Raw genomic sequence first — 16947 nt, 5'->3', positions numbered from 1 at the left:
GCTAGGCTCGATTAACTCATACATTAGACGATCATGCCCGGTCAGTCGTCGCGCATCAGCCAGTCGGTTTCGACGAGGCGGACCGGATGGTTCCGTTCGACCCAGACGATGGCGTTCTGATCATAGGCCTGCGCCAGAGCCCGCGCTGCCGTTTCGTCGAGATCGAGCACGAACCAGCCTTGTTCCGCCGGCCAGGCCGGATCGTCGCCGATGCCGCGATGGGGCAGGGTGCGGAGGCCTCGGGCTCCGATCTCAGCCGCCAGCGCGGCAGACGCCGCCTCGTTCGCGGCCGGCCCGGTCGGCTGGCTACGAGGATTCCAGGCAGTGATGAAGAAGCCGGCGCGTGTGCCGTGCCGGTCCAGCAGCCGCGTGATCTCCGGCGCCGGCCGGCCCAGGCGGGCAGACAGCCAGCGTTCGCCGTCCCTGACCTGGTAGTCGGTCGCGCGATAGGCCGCCAGAAGATCGCTGCGGTATTTTGTTATGTCGATGGCAACACCTCCTTAACGCCAATGGCCGAGACTCATCCGACGCGGCTTGGCCGGAGCATTTTCGCGGGGGTCGCACTATGGCATCTTTCACGTTGCAGGCATTCAAGGCTGGTGTGGCCCCGCGCAGCGTCGAGTTCGCCGACGAGCAGACGGCCTACGCCGAGACGATGCGCCTGCAGCGCAGCGGCACCGTCGATTCGCTGAAGCTGGTGCGCATCAAGGACCAGAAGGTGCTGTTCGACACGACCAAGGGGGTCGAGGCGGGCCTGCCACCGCTGCGGGCGAAACGCTCGAAGCTGGTCCCGTTGCTCGTCATCCTCGCCCTGGTCCTGGGCATCGGCATCGCGTTTGCCCTGGCCCTGTTGAAGCGGCACTGATCCTGGCCCTGGGCTAGGAGCCTGTCCGATAGGCCGCCACGGCATCCGGCGTATCCAGGTCGATCAGCACGCCGTCGTCGGCCGCCTCGATCTCGGTCAGGAATTCTGCATAGTTTCCGATCAGGTGCTTGGCGCCGGTATCGCCCGACAGCGCCATCAGTTCGCCGAAGAAGCGGCGCGCCCATAGCACCGGGTTGCCACGCCGCCCACTGCGGACCGGCGCCAGGATCGCGCGGCCTTCGACCGGATTGAAACCGGCGATCAGGCGATCGACCAGATCGGCCGCGACGCCGGGCATGTCGCCCAGGCAGACGACAGCGCCGTCGGCGCTGTCCGGCACGGCCGCGAGCCCGCTCTTCAGCGAGCCCGAAAGCCCGTCGCCATAGTGCGGATTTTCGACGAAACGGACGTCGAGGCCGTCGAGTGCCGCGCGGACCGCCTGCGGCTGATGGCCCAGCACGACGATGACCGGTCGCGCCCTGGACGCGAGCGCCATCTCGGCCACATGGCGCACCATGGGCTTGCCGTCGAGCGCAATCAGCAGCTTGTTGTCGGCGCCCATGCGGCGCGACTGTCCGGCGGCGAGGACGAGTGCGGCAATCTGCGCGCGGCGCGGTGATGCCAGCGCGGTGCCGATTTCGGCCCGGGGCAACGGCCGGCTCGGAATCTCGGCCAGCAGGCCGCCGGCGCCGAAGCCGGTTATTTCGGTCCGACCGACCGGCAGATCGGCCAGCAGGCGCTGCAGCACCCAATCGATGCCGTTGAGTTTCGGCGACCGGGCGCAGCCGGGCAAGCCCAGCACCGGCACATTGCCGAGGGCACCCAGCAGCAGCAGGTTGCCCGGATCGACAGGCATGCCGAAATGTTCGATCCGGCCGCCGGCGGCGACCAGGCCGGCGGGGATGACGTCGCGCCGGTCGATGATCGCCGATGCGCCGGCGATCAGCACCAGTTCGGCACCCTCGGCCCGCATCGCAGCCAAACCTTCGGCGACGGCCTCGGCCCGATGTGCGACCCGTGCTTCGGCCACGAGCGGGCTGCCCAGGGCGGCCAGGCGCCGACGCGTCACCTCGACGGTCTTGTCGAGCACGCTCGTCTTCAGCCCGGGCAGCACGGTCTGGATCAGGGCGACGGGGCGCGGTCGGAACGGGGCGAGGCCCAGCGGCGGGCGGGCAGCCGCGATCCGCTCCCAGGCGGCGACGGCCCGTTCCGGGGCGGCGAAGGGGATGACCTTGACGGTTGCGACCATCTGCCCGGGCTCGACCGGCGTCAGCGGGGCCAGGGTGGCGATGGTCAGCGCCTCGTCGATCCGGTTCAGCCGATCGATCTCGTCGCGGGCCAACGTCAACAGCCCGTGGGCATCGGCGAACAGATTGACCCGGCCGGTGAAGGCGGCGCCGGCCGACAGGCCCGGACCGGACAGGCATGCGGCCGCCCGGGTCGCGGCCCGGTCCTCGCCCACGTCGCCGGGTTCGAGGATTGCGGCCACGACCTCGGCGATGCCGGCCGCCTCGAGAGCGGCCAGATCGTCGGCATCGAGTACGCGACCCTTCTTCAGGCGCCGCTCGCCGGCCGTGACCGCGTGGGCCAGCACGGCGCCCGGCGCCCGGGCGATCGGCAGCGGACCGAAGATCACGCGGCCTTGTCCTCTTTGGCCTTGATCCGGTCGCGCCGCAAGGTCGCGGTGATCTGGGCCAGGATCGAGACGGCGATCTCGCCCGGCGTCAGCGCGCCGATGTCGAGCCCGACCGGCCCGTGGATGCGGGCGAAGGCGCCGGCATCGAAACCGGCCGCGGCCAGCCGTTCGCCACGCTTGCCATGGGTGCGGCGCGATCCGAGCGCACCGATATAGAACGCGTCCGAGCGGAGGGCCGCCTGCAATGCCGGATCGTCGATCTTCGGATCGTGGGTCAGGGTCACGATCGCCGTCCGCTTGTCCGGCTTCAGGGCTGGCAGCACCTCGTCGGGCCAGTCGGTCGCCAGGGTCACGCCGGGGAAACGTTCTTCGGACGCGAAGGCGCTGCGCGGGTCGATGATGGTGACGTCGTAGCCGGTCGCGACCGCCATCCGCGCCAGGGTCTGGGCGATATGGACCGCACCGACCACGATCAGCCGCAGCGGGGGGCTCCAGACCTCGACGAACAAGGTGCCCCGGGCACTGTCGATCGTCTGGCTGCGATCTTCTATCGCGGCGCGATTGATCGCCGCGCGCTCTTCGTTGCCCAACGCAAGGTCGCCCAGCGCAATCCCCTCGCCCAGCAGCATCTGCGCGCCGGTCTTGAGATCGGTCACCAGCACGGTGGTCTTACCCGCCTGCTGGGCGGCAAGCCGACGTTCCAGCAGATCGATCTTCACGACAGGCGCTCGACGAAGATCTGCACCTTGCCGCCGCAGGCCAGGCCGACGTCCCAGGCCTGCTCGTCGGTCACGCCGAAATCCAGCAGCCTCGGCGCGCCGGTGCGGATGGTCTCGAGCGCGGTCTCGACCACGGCACCTTCGACGCAGCCACCGGAGACGGAGCCGATGAAGCGGCCCGCGTCGTCGACCGCCAGCTTGGAGCCGACCGGCCGGGGCGACGAGCCCCAGGTGACGACGACGGTGGCCAGTGCTACGCGGCGTCCGTCCCGGTGCCACTGGGCGGCTTCGCTCAGGATCTGGTCGGTATCGCTGCTCATGGGAACTCCTTCAGGCGGCGGTCGGGCGCCATTCGGCGGCGGCTTCGAGCCGGCGGCCGGCCGGCCGGCTCAGCGCCTCGATCAGGCTGGAAAGGCTGGCCAGATTATGCACCGGCCGGAACTCGTCGACATGGGGCAAAATCGCTTTCATGCCTAAGGATTTGGGCTCGAACGCCTCGTACCGCAACAGCGGATTGAGCCAGATCAGCCGACGGCAGGATTTATGCAGCCGCTCCATGACCGGCCCCAGTCCTTCGCCGGCAGCGCGGTCGAGTCCGTCGGAAATGAACAGCACGACGGCACCCTGGCCCAGCACGCGGCGTGACCAGTGGCGATTGAACTCGGCCAGGCATTCGCCGATGCGCGTGCCGCCCGACCAATCGTCGACCGCCTCAGTCACCCGGTCGACCGCGACGTCGATGTCCTTGGCGCGCAGGTAGCGCGTGACGTTGGTGAGGCGCGTGCCGAACAGGAAGGTGTGGACCCGGTCGCGGTCGTTGGTGACCGCATGCATGAAATGCAGGAACAGCCGGCTGTAGCGGCTCATGGAGCCGGAGATGTCGCACAGGATGACCAGCGGCGGATGGTTCGTCTTGATCCGCCGGCGCTTCAGCGGGATGGCGCCGGCGCCGTTGCGCAAAGCCGCGCGCAGGGTGGCGCGCATATCGACGCGTGGACCGGACGGATCGGCGGTGAAACGGCGCGTCGCCACGTCCAGCAGCGGCAGGCGCAGCCGCGCGAGCGCCGCTTTCGCCAGGGTCAATTCTTCGGTCGACATCTGCTCGAAATCGGTCTTCTGCAGCAGCTCGCGTTCGGAGAAGGTCAGGGCGGCGTCGAGTTCCAGCCGTTCCTCGGCCGGCTCGTCGCCGCCCGGCCCGTCCTTGCCGTGCAGCGCCTCGGCCAGGCGCTTCATCATCGGGGCCTGCGGCTCGCCCGTGTCCATCCGCGTCTGCGGCAGGACCATGGCCAGCGCCTTTTCCAGGATGCGCGGGTTGCGCCAGAAGATGTGGAACGCCTGGTCGAACAGCTCGCGCTGGTCGCGCCGGTTCACGAACACGGCGTGGAGCGTCCAGTAGAAATCGCGGCGGTTGCCGAGGCCCACCGCACGCACCGCCTCGACCGCGGCCAGCAGGCGCCCGGGCCCGACCGGCATACCGGCGGCGCGGAGCGTGCGGGCGAAATACATCAGGTTGGCGAGCAGGCGCCCGCCTTCGAACTCCGGAATATCGGCCGGGCGCGCCATCAAACGGCGGTCTGGCCGCCCAGTTCGGCCTTGACCTGCTCCAGCAGGCGCTGAGCCTCGCTGCCCTGCAGGCGTTGGATGTCGTCCTGGTACTTGAGGATGACGCCCAGCGTATCGTTGATCGCCTCGGGCGTCAGCGTGAGGGCGTCGAGCTGCATCAGCGCCTCGGCCCAGTCGATGGTCTCGGCCACGCCCGGCTGCTTGAACAGGTCCATCTTGCGCAGGGCCTGGACGAAGCCCACGACCTCGCGCGACAGCGCCTCGCCGGCATCGGGCGCCTTCACGGCCAGGATCTCCAGCTCGCGCGCAGCCGATGGGTAGTCGACCCAATGGTAGAAGCAGCGCCGCTTCAGCGCGTCGTGGATCTCGCGCGTGCGGTTCGAGGTGACGATGACGATCGGCGGTTCGGCCGCCTTGATCGTGCCGATTTCGGGAATGGTCACCTGGAAGTCCGACAGCACCTCCAGCAGATAGGCCTCGAACGGCTCGTCGGTCCGGTCCAACTCGTCGATCAGCAGCACGGGGGCGCCGCCCGCGTCGGCTTCGAGCGCCTGCAGCAGCGGCCGCTTGATCAGGAAGCGCGCGTCGAAGATGTCGCGCTGGATGTCCTCGCGGCTGGCCTGGCCGGCCTCGGCCAGCCGGATTTCCAGCATCTGGCGTGCGTAATTCCATTCATAGACCGCGGATGCGACGTCGAGCCCTTCGTAGCATTGCAGCCGGATCAGCCGCCGGCCGAGGCCGCTCGCCAGCACCTTGGCGATTTCGGTCTTGCCGACACCGGCCTCGCCTTCGAGGAACAGTGGCCGGCCCAGTTTCAGCGCCAGGAACACCGCGGTCGCAAGGCTGCGGTCGGCGACGTAGCGCTGACCGGCGAGCAGGGTGGCGGTCGCGTCGACCGAAACGGGCAGGGAGGAGGAGGACATCGAGGCTGGCATTTCCCGGAATAAAAGACGGCAATGGGACGTTCTTCAGTATGGGCCGGCGGTGGGCCGTTTTCGAGCGCTGCAGGCGGCGGCGGAAACAGTTTGAAACCAAATATCCGGGTCCCGGATATCGGTCGGAAACCGCGCCGCCCTATATTTGTCGTAATGGCGGCGCAATTTGGCCGTCATGGAGCCAAAGCAGGTTCCAAAGGTTTGTGTCCTGGAAGACTTTCGTTGACCCGCGGAGTTGTCGCAATGTCTCGCCTTTCGTTTTCAGCAGCGCTCGTCGGCTCGCTCGCCCTTGGCGCCTGCGTCGCGGCCCCGCCGAGCGGCCCTGCGGTTACCGTCATGCCGGGACCCGGCAAGACCCTCGCCCAGTTCCAGCAGGACGACATGGGCTGCCGGGGCTATGCCCAGCAGACCATCGGCGGCGGCCAGTCCCAGGAGGTCGCCAACAACAATGCCGTCGGCAGTGCTGTGGTCGGGACCGGCATCGGTGCCGCGGCCGGCGCGCTGCTGGGTGCGGCTGCCGGCAATCCGGGCCTCGGTGCCGCAGCCGGCGCCGGTGCGGGCCTGCTGGTCGGATCGTCCGCCGGCTCCGCCAACGCCCAGGCGTCGGGCGCCGAGCTGCAGCACCGCTACGACGTCGGCTACATGCAATGCATGGCCGCCCAGGGCGAGAGCGTGCCGCCGGTCCAACAGGTCCAGCAGGCGGCGTATCCGGCCTATCCCTATCCGGCCTATCCTTACCCGTACCCCTATCCCTACGCTTATGGTCCGGGCTACTACGGCCCCGAAGTCTCGGTTGGCTTCGGTTTCGGCGGCCGCCGCCGCTGGTAGCCGAGCAAGGCAATCCCTCTCCCGAACAGGGGAGAGGGATTTTTCTTAACCGATCGCCTCGATGGCACGCTTGGCGAATACCGTCACGAGATGCGCCCGATATTCCGCGCTGGCGTGGATGTCGGCATTGAGTTCGTCCGCCGGAACGGAGAGCCCGTTCAGCGCCGATGCGGTGAAGCTCTTGTCGAGCGCCGCCTCGAAGGCGGGCACCCGGAACACCGCCGGTCCGGCTCCGGTGACCGCGACCCGGACGCCGGCGCCGGTCTTCGCGACGAACACGCCGACCACCGCATAGCGCGACGCCGGATTGCGGAACTTCTGGTAGCCCGACTTCTCGGGGATCGGGAAGCTGACCGCGGTCACGATCTCGTCGAGTTCCAACGCGGTCTCGAACATGCCCACGAAGAAGTCGGCGGCCGACAATTGCCGCTTGGTCGTGTAGATCGTGGCGCCCAGGGCCAGCAGTGCCGCCGGATAGTCCGCGGCCGGATCGTTGTTGCTGATCGAGCCGCCGAGCGTGCCGCGATGGCGCACCGCCGGGTCGCCGATATTGCCGGCGAGCCAGGCGAGGCCGGGGATCGCCTGCTTCACCGCCTCGCTGGCGCCGACCTCGGCATGGGTCGCCATGGCGCCGATGGTCACGGTGCCACCGTCGACCTTGATGCCCTTGAGATCGGGGATCCTGCTGAGGTCGATCAGGTCGGATGGGCGGGCGAGGCGCTGTTTCAAGGTCGGCACCAGGGTCATGCCGCCGGCCAGCAGCTTGCCATCCTCGGCGCCGGCGATGGCCTGGGTCGCGTCGGCGAGGCTCGTCGGCGCCTGATAATTGAATTCATACATGGTCCGTCCTCACTCTGCCGCTTGGGCAGGGCTATGAGATTGGATGATCTGCCACAGCTTCAGCGCCGTGGCCGGCATGTCGACGCGGATGTCACCGAGCGGTGACAGCGCGTCGTGGACGGCATTCATGATCGCCGCCGGTGACCCGATCGCCCCTGCCTCGCCGCAGCCTTTGACGCCGAGCGGATTGTGGGTGCAGAGCGTGACGTTGGTCGCGACGTCGAACATCGGCAGGTTGGCCGCGCGCGGCATGGTGTAGTCCATGAACGAGCCGGTCAGCAGCTGTCCGTCCTTGTCGTAAATCGCCGCCTCGTAGAGCGCCTGGCCGATGCCCTGGGCCAGCCCGCCATGGACCTGGCCCTCGACGATCATCGGATTGATGATCCGGCCGAAATCGTCGGCCGCCGTGAACTTCACCACCTCGACCACGCCGGTCTCCCGGTCGATCTCGATCTCGGCCACATGGGCGCCCGAGGGATAGGTAAAGTTCTTCGGATCGTAGAACGCCGTCTCGTCCAGCCCCGGCTCGACCGTCTCGATCGGGTAATTGTGCGGGACATAGGCGGTGAACGCGATCTCGGCGAAGCTCTTGGTCCGGTCCGTCCCGCTGACGCGGAACGTGCCGTCGGCGAACTCCACGTCCGCTTCGGCCGCTTCCAGCAGATGCGCCGCGATCTTGCGGCCCTTGGCCACGACCTTGTCGATCGCCTTCATCACCGCCGACCCGCCGACCGCGAGCGAGCGTGAGCCGTAGGTGCCCATGCCGAACGGGATCTTGGACGTGTCGCCATGGACGACCTCGACCTGGTCGACCGATACGCCCAGCCCCGACGCCACCAGCTGGGCCATGGTCGTCTCGTGACCTTGGCCATGGCTGTGCGTGCCGGTGAACAACGTGACGCTGCCGGTCGGATGCACCCGCACCTCCGCCGCTTCGTAGAGCCCGGCGCGGGCGCCCAGGGCACCGGCGACGGCCGAGGGCGCGATGCCGCACGCCTCGATGTAGGTGGCAATGCCCATGCCGCGCAGCTTGCCGCGCGTGGCGGCCTCGGCCCGGCGGGCCTCGAACCCGTCCCGATCGGCCGTCTTCAAGGCCATCTCAAGCGTCTTGAAATAATCGCCGCTGTCGTACTGCAGGGCGACCGGCGTCTGGTACGGATAGGCATCGGTCGCGATGAAGTTGCGCCGGCGGATCTCGGCCGGATCGAGCTTGGCGACCCGTGCCGCGACATCGACCAGCCGTTCCAGCAGGTAGGTCGCCTCCGGCCGTCCGGCGCCGCGATAGGCATCGACCGGCACCGTGTTGGTGAAGACCGCGCGCACGGCGGCATGGATCGCTGGCGTCGTATAGGTGCCGGCGAGCAAGGTCGCATAGAGGATGGTGGGGATCGCCGGCGCGAAGGTCGACAGATACGCCCCCATGTTGGCGACCGTATCGACGCGCAGCGCCAGGAACCTGCCGTTCTCGTCCATGGCCAGTTCGGCATGGCTCGCATGGTCGCGGCCTTGCGCGTCGGAGATGAAGGCCTCCGACCGATCGGACGTCCATTTCACCGGCCGCTTCACCTTGGCCGCGGCCCAGGTGACGATGGCCTCTTCGGCATAATGGTAGATCTTGGAGCCGAAGCCGCCGCCAACGTCGGGCGCCACGACCCGAAGCTTATGCTCCGGCAGATGCAGCACGAAGGCGCCCATCAGCAGGCGGATGACGTGCGGGTTCTGGCTGGTCGTATAGAGCGTGTAGTCGCCCGACCCCTTGTCGTATTCGCCGATCGCCGCGCGGGGCTCCATCGGGTTCGCGACGAGGCGGTTGTTGATCAAGTCCAGCTTGGCGACGAGTTTAGCCTTGGCGAAGGCCGCGTCGACCGCCGCCTTGTCGCCGATCTCCCATTCATAGCAGGTGTTGGCCGGCGCCTCGTCGAACAGCTGGGCGGCACCGGGCTTGACCGCATCCGTCGCTTCGACCGCGGCCGGCAGCACGCCATAGGCGACCTCGATCAGTTCGGCCGCGTCCTTCGCGGCGTCGCGCGTCTCGGCGATGACGACCGCGACCGGGTCGCCGACATGGCGCACCTTGCCCTGGGCCAGCACCGGATGGGGCGGCTCGACCATCGGCTTGCCATGCTTGTCGGTGATCAGCCAGCCGCAGGGCAACCCGCCGACGCCGGCCGCCGCCAGATCGGCGCCGGTGAAGATCGCGACCACGCCCGGCGCCGCCATGGCCCTGGACGTGTCGATCGCACCCAGGGTCGCGTGCGCATGGGGGCTGCGCAGCAGATAGGCGTGGGTCTGGCCGGGCCGGTTGATGTCGTCGGTATAATGGCCCTGGCCGGTCAGGAAGCGGAAATCCTCCTTGCGGCGGACCGGGGCGCCGATCCCGTCGGGCGCGCGCGCGTCATCCGGCATGGGAGCCTCCCATCGCCTTCGCTCCCGCCTCCACCGCCTTCACGATGTTGTGGTAGCCGGTACAGCGACAGATGTTGCCCTCGAGCCAGTCGCGGATTTCGTGCTCGGTTGGTTCCGGGTTCTGCTTCACCAGATCGACGGCGCTCATCACCATTCCGGGTGTACAGAAGCCGCATTGCAGGCCGTGATGTTCCTTGAACGCCGCCTGCATGGGATGCAGCTCGCCGGTCGACAGGCCTTCGATGGTCATGATTTCGGCGCCGTCGGCCTGGGCCACGATCATGGTGCAGCTCTTGACCGACTTGCCGTCGAGATGGACCAGGCAGGCGCCGCACTGGCTGGTGTCGCAGCCGACATGGGTCCCGGTCAGGCCCAACTGGTCGCGCAGGAATTGAACGAGCAGGGTGCGCGGCTCGACATTGGCCGTGACCTTCCTGCCGTTCACCGTCATGGAAATCGGTGCCGACATCGACGTGTTCTCCCTCGTGGCTGGCGGCGCAGTCGTGACCTGCTGCGCATGCGAAGGGGCGGACACGACGGCCCACCCGAACTCTCGATGCCGAGTGTCGACGCCACGCGCGCGCCGGTCAAGGGCGCTCGGACGGGGATGTGTCCGCGTGCGGTGCGGTATCGGGAATGAGTGAGAGCGTTGAAGCAGCGTCGGTTCCGTATCGGGCGGTTTAGCCCTTCATAGCTTTCGCGACGGCACGCAGGGCCAGCAGGTAGCCGATGGGGCCGAGACCGCAGATCACCCCCGTCGCGGCCAGCGAGACGAGGGAGTGCCGATAGGGATCGTCCCGTTTATGGATGTTGGTGATGTGGACTTCGACCAGCGGGGCCTCGATCAGCTTCACCGCGTCGAGGATCGGCACGGACTTGAACGAAAAGCCGGCTGGATTGATCACCACGGCGGCCTTGTTCTCGAACGCCTCCTGCAGCCAGTCGACCATCACGCCCTCGTGGTTGGTCTGGCGGAAGATGCACTCGAGCCCCAGCTCTTTGGCCAACGCCCCGCAGCGTTGCTCGATCTCGGCGAGCGTCGTCGTGCCGTACAGATGCGGCTCGCGCTTGCCCAGCATGTTCAGGTTCGAACCGTTGAGCACATATACCGTTCTGGTCATGGATACCTCGGAGCCAAAGGGTCAGTCGCCGGCGATCTGACGGATGCTGTCGATCCGGTTCATGTCGATGCCGCGGGTTTCCGGCGCGGTCAGGATCATGATCAGCGAAAGGATGTTGAGGGCGACACAGGCCGCGACCACGCCCCAGGGCGAGCCGTTGCCCAGGCTGACCAGCCACACCGCCAGGACCGGCATCGGGCCGCCGGCGATCAGGTTGGCGCCGGTATAGGCGAGCGCCGAGCCGGAATAGCGGACGTTGGTCGGGAACGCCTCGGCGAAGGCGACCGGCTGAATGCCGCTCTGAAACTGTGTAAATCCCAGGAACAGCCCCATGATGATCAGCATGGGCAGGAAGCTCTTCGTCTCCAGGATCGGGAAATAGATGAACAGGATGACGAGCGTGGCGCAGGAGCCGATGGCCAAGGCCTTGCGACGCCCGATGCGATCGCTCAGCAGGCCGCCACCCAGCGCGCCGATGATGGCGCAGATGTTCGCCCCCATCAGCAGGGAAAAGCCGGTCTGCTTCGGCACGCCCAGCTGGTTGGTGAGATAGCTGAGCGAGAAGACGACGATCAGGTAGAACAGCGCCGCCGGCCCGCAGAAGAAGAACATCCAGCGCAGGATGACCTTATAGTGCAGCCGGAACACGTCTTTCATCGGGCTGCTCGCCTGGACGACCTTCGCCTCTTCCAGCGCCAGGAACGCCGGCGTCTCGCTGACCCGCAGGCGGATATAGACGCCGACGATGACCAGCACGAAGCTGAGGACGAACGGGATGCGCCAGCCGAAGGTTTCGAAGTCGACCGGCGTCAGCAGCGACGACAGCAGGAACAGCACCGCATTCGCCAGGATCTGACTTAAGGGCGAACACACGCCCAGCAGTCCGGAATATTTGCCGCGCCGGTCCGGCTGGGCATGCTCCAGGGCCATCAGCTGCGCGCCCGTGGACTCGCCGCCCAGCGCGAAGCCCTGGATGATGCGCAGCGCCACCAGCAGGTACTGCGCGGCAACGCCGATCTCGGCGTAGGTCGGCAAGAGCCCAATGAATACCGAGGCCAGCCCCATGATCGTGACGGTCGCCAGCATCAGGTTACGCCGGCCGAGCTTGTCGCCCAGATAACCGCAGATGACAGCGCCCAGGGGCCGCGCGGCGAGGCCCACGCCGAATGTCAGCAGCGACGCCAAAAGCGCGGTGGTCGCGTCCATGGTCGGGAAGAACAGCTTGGGCAGGACGGTGGCGGACACCGCACCATAGAGGGCGAAATCGAACCATTCGAGCGCGGTTCCGATCGTCGCCGCAGTCACTGCCTTCGTGGCCATGGCGTCGCGCGCCTGGGCCGTCATCGCTGTCATCCGTTTCGTCCCCCTGAAAGCCGGTGCCATTCGCACCTGCCGCCGATGTTCCTCGCGCGGACCTTGGTCGTAGCATAAATGGAAAATCTTTCCAAAATGGAATTAGTTTCCGATTTTCTGAGATTGACTTCCGGGGTCCGCGGGCTTGTATGCTGCGCGATGAACGAGAGGTGTTGGAACAGATGAGCGGCGCGCTCGCCCGAAGCCTGGCGGTTCTGGAACTGCTGGCCGAGCATCCGGAAGGCTGCAGCCTGTCTGCGCTCGCGACCAAGGCGAACATGCCGGTCAGTGCCGCCCATCGGCTGCTGGTCGAACTGTCGCAGCACGGTTACGTCCGTCAGGTCCGCGATCATGGCGATTATATGCTGACCATCAAGCTGGTCTCGCTGGGCCTGGGCTTCCTCAGCCGGGCCGGGATCGTCGATGTGGCCCAGCCGCTACTCGACCAACTGGCAACGGACTCGGGCGAGTTGGTCCGCCTCGCCATCGTCGACGGCGACGACCTGACTTTTGTCGCCAAGGCGCAGGGCGCCGCGCCCGGGGGCCTGCGCTACGATCCGGACATGGGATTGTCGGTGACGCTGTCCTGCAGCGCCGCCGGTCACGCGTGGCTGTCGACCATGGCCGAGAACGTGGCGCTCGAAATGGTTGCAAAACAAGGCTTCGGTATGCCGACCGACTTCGGGCCGAACGCGCCGACCAGCGTCAAGGCGCTGCTGCCCTACCTGCGCCGGGCGCGCCAGCAGGGCTACAGCACGATCGTCGAGGTCTTCTCGCCCGGCATGACGGCCATGGCCGCCCCGGTGAAGGGACCGAACGGCGAGGTCCGCGGCGTCGTGACCATCGCCGGTCCCCTGGTCCGCCTGACCGAAGCGCGCATGGCGGTCCTCGGACCCAAGCTGATCGCGACGGCGGTGGAGGTCGCCGACATCAGCAGCGTCTCGCCCCTGTTCAAGAACAAGGCGGCCTGAACGCCTTTTCTAAGGCCGGGATCAGCCCGCGCGGCGCAACGGTGCCTGGCGGGCGACGTCCAGCGCCTCGCCGATGTCGGCCTCGATATCTTCAACGCTCTCCAGCCCGATCGACAGGCGGACCAGGCCCTCGGTGATGCCGTGGGCGGCGCGCTCTTCGGGCGTATAGGGCGAATGGGTCATCGAGGCCGGGTGTTGGACCAGGGTCTCGGCGTCGCCCAGGCTGACTGCGATCGTCACCAGCTTGAGCGCATCCATGAAGCGCAGGCCCGCATCGAAGCCGCCACCGAGTTCGAATGCGATCATGCCGCCGAAGCCGCCGGTCATCTGGCGGCAGGCGAGTGCATGCTGCGGCGCGCTGGCGAGGCCGGGATAATGCACGCGGGCCACGGCCGGGTGAGCCTCGAGCAGGGTCGCGATGCGCGCGGCGCTGCGGCAATGGCGCTCCATGCGCACTTCCAGCGTCTTCAACCCGCGCAGCACCAGGAACGCGTCGAACGGCGACAGCACGGCGCCGGTCATGTCCTTCAGCCCGAAATAGCGCATCCGTTCGATCAGTTCTTTGCCGCCGACCGCGGCGCCGGCCAGCAGGTCGCCGTGACCGCCCAGGTACTTGGTGGCGGAATGCACGACCAGGTCGGCACCGAGCGACAGCGGCCGCTGCAGCAGCGGGGTGCAATAGGTGTTGTCGACCATGACCAGGGCGCCGCGGGCATGGGCCAGGTCGGCCACTGCCGCGATATCGACCAGCCGCATGTTCGGGTTCGCCGGCGTCTCGAAATAGACGAGCCTGGTCGCCGCCGTGAAGGAAGCCTCGACCGCGTCGAGGTCGGTCAGGTCGGCATGGCGGACATTGATGCCGAACTGGGCCAGCCCATGGCGGAAGAACGCGAAGGTGCAGCCGTAGAGCGTGAGGTCGGTCAGGATCTCGTCGCCCGGCTTCAGCAGGGTCCAGATCGCCGTCGTGATCGCCCCCATGCCCGAAGCGGTCGCGAGCGCCGCCTCGCCGCCCTCGAGACTGGCCAGCCGTTCTTCGAGCAGGCCCACCGTCGGGTTGCCGAGCCGGCCGTAGATATAACCCGGGGCCTCGCCGGCGAAGCGGCGGCCTCCCTCGGCGGCACTGGGAAACGCGAAGGTCGAGGTCAGGTATAGTGGCGCGGACAAGGCACCCTGATGGTCGAGCGGCGCATAGCCGTAATGGATCGCGCGGGTCGCAAAACCGGGCGCGCGCATGTTCGTCAGTTTCCGATCGGCCATCTTGATGCTCCTGCAGCGACAAGCATCGAGTGTAGGGCCGATGGTCGAGGCGAGTCCTTGCGAACTGCGCCGCTGAATGCGATCTTCTTGGCAGAAGATACCATCATATGCGGAAGGATTGGACGATCATGCCAAAGCTTGAACTGGACGCGATCGACCGCCGCCTGCTCGATGCGCTGCAGGGCGAGGCGCGGCTCAGCAACGTCGACCTGGCGGAGCGGATCGGCCTGTCGGCCTCGCCATGCCTGCGCCGGGTCAAGATCCTGGAGCGCGAGGGCGTGATCCGGGGCTATCGCGCGACGCTCGACCGGCGCCGCATCGGCCTGGCCCTGACCGTGTTCGTCGGCCTCAAGATCGAACGCCATCGCGACCAGGAGGCGACCGCGTTCCAGCAGGCCATGCTGTCGGTGCCGGAGGTGGTCGCGTGCCACCTGATCTCGGGCGAGCATGATTTCCTGCTCGAGGTCGTCGTCGCCAGCCTGGAGGCCTACGAGGAATTCCTGCTGGGTACCTTGTTGAAACTTCCGGGCGTCAGCGACGTGCGCAGCAATTTCGCCATCCGCATGGTGAAGCCGCCGGGTCCGCTGCCGTTGGATCATCTGCCGGCATAAGTCGCGCCCATCTGGCGGCAGTATCGGCGAGCCGCTCGATTTCCGAATGCGATCGATCTGTAACGGATTAGTTAATTCGCTCTTAATCAAATACCGGTAGCGCTTCGGGCAATTCTTGTTCCGTAAGGTTCCGCCATGCAAAAGCTCAGCATTACCCAGCGCGTCGCCCTGATCGTCGGCCTGCTTGTTCTCTCGATCGTCGGCGTCGTCGCGATGCAGACGGTCTCGTTCCGGCAGTCGATGATCCAGGAGCGCCAGGCCAAGCTGAAGGACATGGTGACCAGCGTCCTGGGCCTGATGAAATTCTACGACGGCCAGGTCGCCGCGGGTAAAATCGCCCTGCCGGAAGCGCAGGAGGCGGTCAAGACCGCGGCGCGCACCATGCGCTGGGCCGGCGGCAACTACTACGGCATCTACCAGTACGACGGCGTGACCCTGGTTCACAGCAATCCCAAGTTCGAGGGGGTGAACCGCATGGACACCGTCGATCCCCAGGGCAACCGGACGGTCGCCGACCTGATCCGTGCCGGGCGGAGCGGCGGCGACTTCGTCTGGACCCTGGTGCCACGCCCGGGCCAGAAGGAATCGGTGCTGAAGCTCACGTACAGCGCCTCGTTCGACCCTTGGCAATGGGTGCTCCAGGCCGGCGAATATGTCGATGACGTCGATGCCGTGGTCTGGAGCAACGTGATCCGCGTCGGCAGCCTCGCCCTGGTCGGGCTGATCCTGGCCGGCAGCCTCGCCGCCTTCGTCGGCCGCAGCATCAGCCGCCCGATCGGCGTGCTGGCGCAGACCATGGAGACGCTCGCGGCCGGCACCATGGCGGTCACCGTGCCCTATGTCGTCGAACGGAACGAGATCGGCACCATGGCCCGTGCGGTCGAAGTGTTCCGCGCCAGCATGACCGAAGCCGACGCGCTGCGCCTGGAACAGGAAAATCTGAAGCAGACGGTGGCGGCGGAACGCCGGGCCTCGCTGCTGCGTATGGCGGGCGAATTCGAGACCGCCGTGGGCGGCGTGGTCGAAGCGGTCTCCGCCTCGTCGGCCGAGATGCGCCGGTCGGCCCAGGCCCTGACCGCCAGTGCCCAGAACACCAGCGACAAGTCGGGTGAGATCGTGGCCCTGTCGGATGAGGCGTCGCAGAATGTCAGCGCGGTCGCGGGCGCCTCGGAGGAACTGTTCGCCTCGATCAGCGAGATCAGCCAGCGCCTGGCCCAGGCGGTGCGCACGACGGGCGACGCCAATGCGGAGGCCCAGACCGCGGCCGGCCTGATGCAGAGCCTGGAACGGGCGACGGGCAAGATCGGCGAGGTCGTCGGCCTGATCAATTCGATCGCGAGCCAGACCAACCTGCTGGCGCTCAATGCCACGATCGAAGCGGCCCGCGCGGGCGAAGCCGGCAAGGGCTTCGCGATCGTGGCGAGCGAGGTGAAGGCGCTGGCCCGCCAGACGGCGGACGCCACCGACGAGATCCGCAACCAGGTCGGCGCCATCCAGCGCGAGGCAAGCGCGGCACTTACTTCGATCTCGGGCGTGACGCGGACCGTGACCGACATCAGCGAACTGGTCACCGCCGTCGCCGCCGCGACCGAGCAGCAGACCGCCGCGACCGAGGAAATCTCGCGCCGGGTCCAGCAGGTCGCGACCGGCACCGAAGCGGTTTCGGTCAACATGGGCATCGTGGCCGACGCCATGGGCAGCACCCGCACCGAAGCCAGCCAAGTACTCGACGCCGCAACGGACCTGGCCGAGCGCGGCTCGACGTTGAAGCAGAAAGTCGGCGCGTTCCTGGAGACGATCCGGGCGGCGTAGGAACTGCGCCCGACCAGGCCGGCCGCGGAT

The 16947-nt window shown here is 67.4% G+C and carries 17 protein-coding genes; 5 read left to right on the top strand and 12 right to left on the bottom strand.

The window, feature by feature from the left end; all coding sequences use genetic code 11:
• Positions 1 to 41: 41 nt before the first annotated feature.
• Positions 42 to 329, bottom strand: a complete 288-nt coding sequence (locus VGV37_RS20680; RefSeq protein ID WP_326881730.1) for a DUF3293 domain-containing protein — start codon at positions 327 to 329, stop codon at positions 42 to 44.
• 236 nt (positions 330 to 565) lie between these two features.
• Here VGV37_RS20680 and VGV37_RS20675 point away from each other — a divergent pair, with 236 nt between their 5' ends.
• On the top strand, positions 566 to 865 hold the full coding sequence (locus VGV37_RS20675; protein ID WP_326881647.1) for a hypothetical protein: 300 nt from the start codon (positions 566 to 568) through the stop codon (positions 863 to 865).
• Positions 866 to 878: 13 nt separating this feature from the next.
• Here the strand turns inward: VGV37_RS20675 and VGV37_RS20670 are convergent, their stop codons facing one another.
• Genes VGV37_RS20670 through VGV37_RS20650 form a run of 5 tightly spaced genes read right to left on the bottom strand, consistent with a single transcriptional unit; the run spans position 879 to position 5706 of the window.
• On the bottom strand, positions 879 to 2501 hold the full coding sequence (locus VGV37_RS20670) for a molybdopterin-binding/glycosyltransferase family 2 protein (protein ID WP_326881646.1): 1623 nt from the start codon (positions 2499 to 2501) through the stop codon (positions 879 to 881).
• Positions 2498 to 3220, bottom strand: a complete 723-nt coding sequence (locus VGV37_RS20665) for an XdhC family protein (RefSeq protein WP_326881645.1) — start codon at positions 3218 to 3220, stop codon at positions 2498 to 2500. Before VGV37_RS20665 ends, VGV37_RS20670 begins: the two co-directional genes overlap by 4 nt.
• Positions 3217 to 3540, bottom strand: a complete 324-nt coding sequence (locus VGV37_RS20660) for an XdhC family protein (protein ID WP_326881644.1) — start codon at positions 3538 to 3540, stop codon at positions 3217 to 3219. Before VGV37_RS20660 ends, VGV37_RS20665 begins: the two co-directional genes overlap by 4 nt.
• 10 nt (positions 3541 to 3550) lie before the next feature.
• Complete coding sequence (locus VGV37_RS20655; protein WP_326881643.1) at positions 3551 to 4783, bottom strand: VWA domain-containing protein; 1233 nt, start codon at positions 4781 to 4783, stop codon at positions 3551 to 3553.
• Positions 4783 to 5706, bottom strand: coding sequence for a MoxR family ATPase (locus tag VGV37_RS20650; RefSeq protein ID WP_326881642.1), 924 nt, complete (start codon positions 5704 to 5706; stop codon positions 4783 to 4785). Before VGV37_RS20650 ends, VGV37_RS20655 begins: the two co-directional genes overlap by 1 nt.
• A gap of 255 nt (positions 5707 to 5961) precedes the next feature.
• Here VGV37_RS20650 and VGV37_RS20645 point away from each other — a divergent pair, with 255 nt between their 5' ends.
• Complete coding sequence (locus VGV37_RS20645) at positions 5962 to 6546, top strand: glycine zipper family protein (protein WP_326881641.1); 585 nt, start codon at positions 5962 to 5964, stop codon at positions 6544 to 6546.
• A 45-nt stretch (positions 6547 to 6591) separates the two neighbouring features.
• Here VGV37_RS20645 and VGV37_RS20640 read toward each other — a convergent pair whose 3' ends face one another.
• The 5 genes from VGV37_RS20640 to VGV37_RS20620 form a co-directional block, all read right to left on the bottom strand.
• Positions 6592 to 7386, bottom strand: a complete 795-nt coding sequence (locus VGV37_RS20640) for a xanthine dehydrogenase family protein subunit M (protein ID WP_326881640.1) — start codon at positions 7384 to 7386, stop codon at positions 6592 to 6594.
• A 9-nt stretch (positions 7387 to 7395) separates the two neighbouring features.
• Positions 7396 to 9792, bottom strand: coding sequence for a xanthine dehydrogenase family protein molybdopterin-binding subunit (locus tag VGV37_RS20635; protein WP_326881639.1), 2397 nt, complete (start codon positions 9790 to 9792; stop codon positions 7396 to 7398).
• Positions 9782 to 10261, bottom strand: a complete 480-nt coding sequence (locus tag VGV37_RS20630) for a (2Fe-2S)-binding protein (protein ID WP_326881638.1) — start codon at positions 10259 to 10261, stop codon at positions 9782 to 9784. The genes VGV37_RS20635 and VGV37_RS20630 overlap by 11 nt, the downstream gene beginning before the upstream one ends.
• A 211-nt stretch (positions 10262 to 10472) precedes the next feature.
• Entirely contained in the window at positions 10473 to 10913 is a 441-nt protein-coding gene (locus tag VGV37_RS20625) for a type II 3-dehydroquinate dehydratase (protein ID WP_326881637.1), read from the bottom strand.
• A 21-nt stretch (positions 10914 to 10934) separates the two neighbouring features.
• Positions 10935 to 12266 (bottom strand): MFS transporter, encoded by a 1332-nt coding sequence (locus VGV37_RS20620; RefSeq protein ID WP_326881636.1) that lies wholly within the window; start codon positions 12264 to 12266, stop codon positions 10935 to 10937.
• A 182-nt stretch (positions 12267 to 12448) separates the two neighbouring features.
• On the opposite strand from VGV37_RS20620, the gene VGV37_RS20615 reads away from it, so the two are divergent.
• Entirely contained in the window at positions 12449 to 13237 is a 789-nt protein-coding gene (locus VGV37_RS20615; protein ID WP_326881635.1) for an IclR family transcriptional regulator, read from the top strand.
• Between the two features lie 21 nt (positions 13238 to 13258).
• On the opposite strand, the gene VGV37_RS20610 is transcribed toward VGV37_RS20615, so the two are convergent.
• Positions 13259 to 14494 (bottom strand): methionine gamma-lyase, encoded by a 1236-nt coding sequence (locus VGV37_RS20610; RefSeq protein WP_326881634.1) that lies wholly within the window; start codon positions 14492 to 14494, stop codon positions 13259 to 13261.
• A 128-nt stretch (positions 14495 to 14622) separates the two neighbouring features.
• Here VGV37_RS20610 and VGV37_RS20605 point away from each other — a divergent pair, with 128 nt between their 5' ends.
• Together VGV37_RS20605 and VGV37_RS20600 are read left to right on the top strand one after the other, a co-directional pair.
• Entirely contained in the window at positions 14623 to 15105 is a 483-nt protein-coding gene (locus VGV37_RS20605; RefSeq protein WP_326881633.1) for an Lrp/AsnC family transcriptional regulator, read from the top strand.
• A gap of 135 nt (positions 15106 to 15240) precedes the next feature.
• Positions 15241 to 16917 carry a methyl-accepting chemotaxis protein gene (locus VGV37_RS20600; protein WP_326881632.1) on the top strand — a complete coding sequence of 559 codons (1677 nt, stop codon included), beginning with the start codon at positions 15241 to 15243 and terminating at the stop codon, positions 16915 to 16917.
• The last annotated feature ends 30 nt before the right edge of the window (positions 16918 to 16947 follow it).

This window comes from Aliidongia sp. (assembly GCF_035943795.1).
In the GTDB taxonomy this organism is placed as follows: Bacteria; Pseudomonadota; Alphaproteobacteria; order ATCC43930; family CGMCC-115725; genus Aliidongia.
The sequence above is the reverse complement of the archived record's forward strand: the minus strand, read 5'-3'. Positions and strand labels throughout refer to the sequence as shown.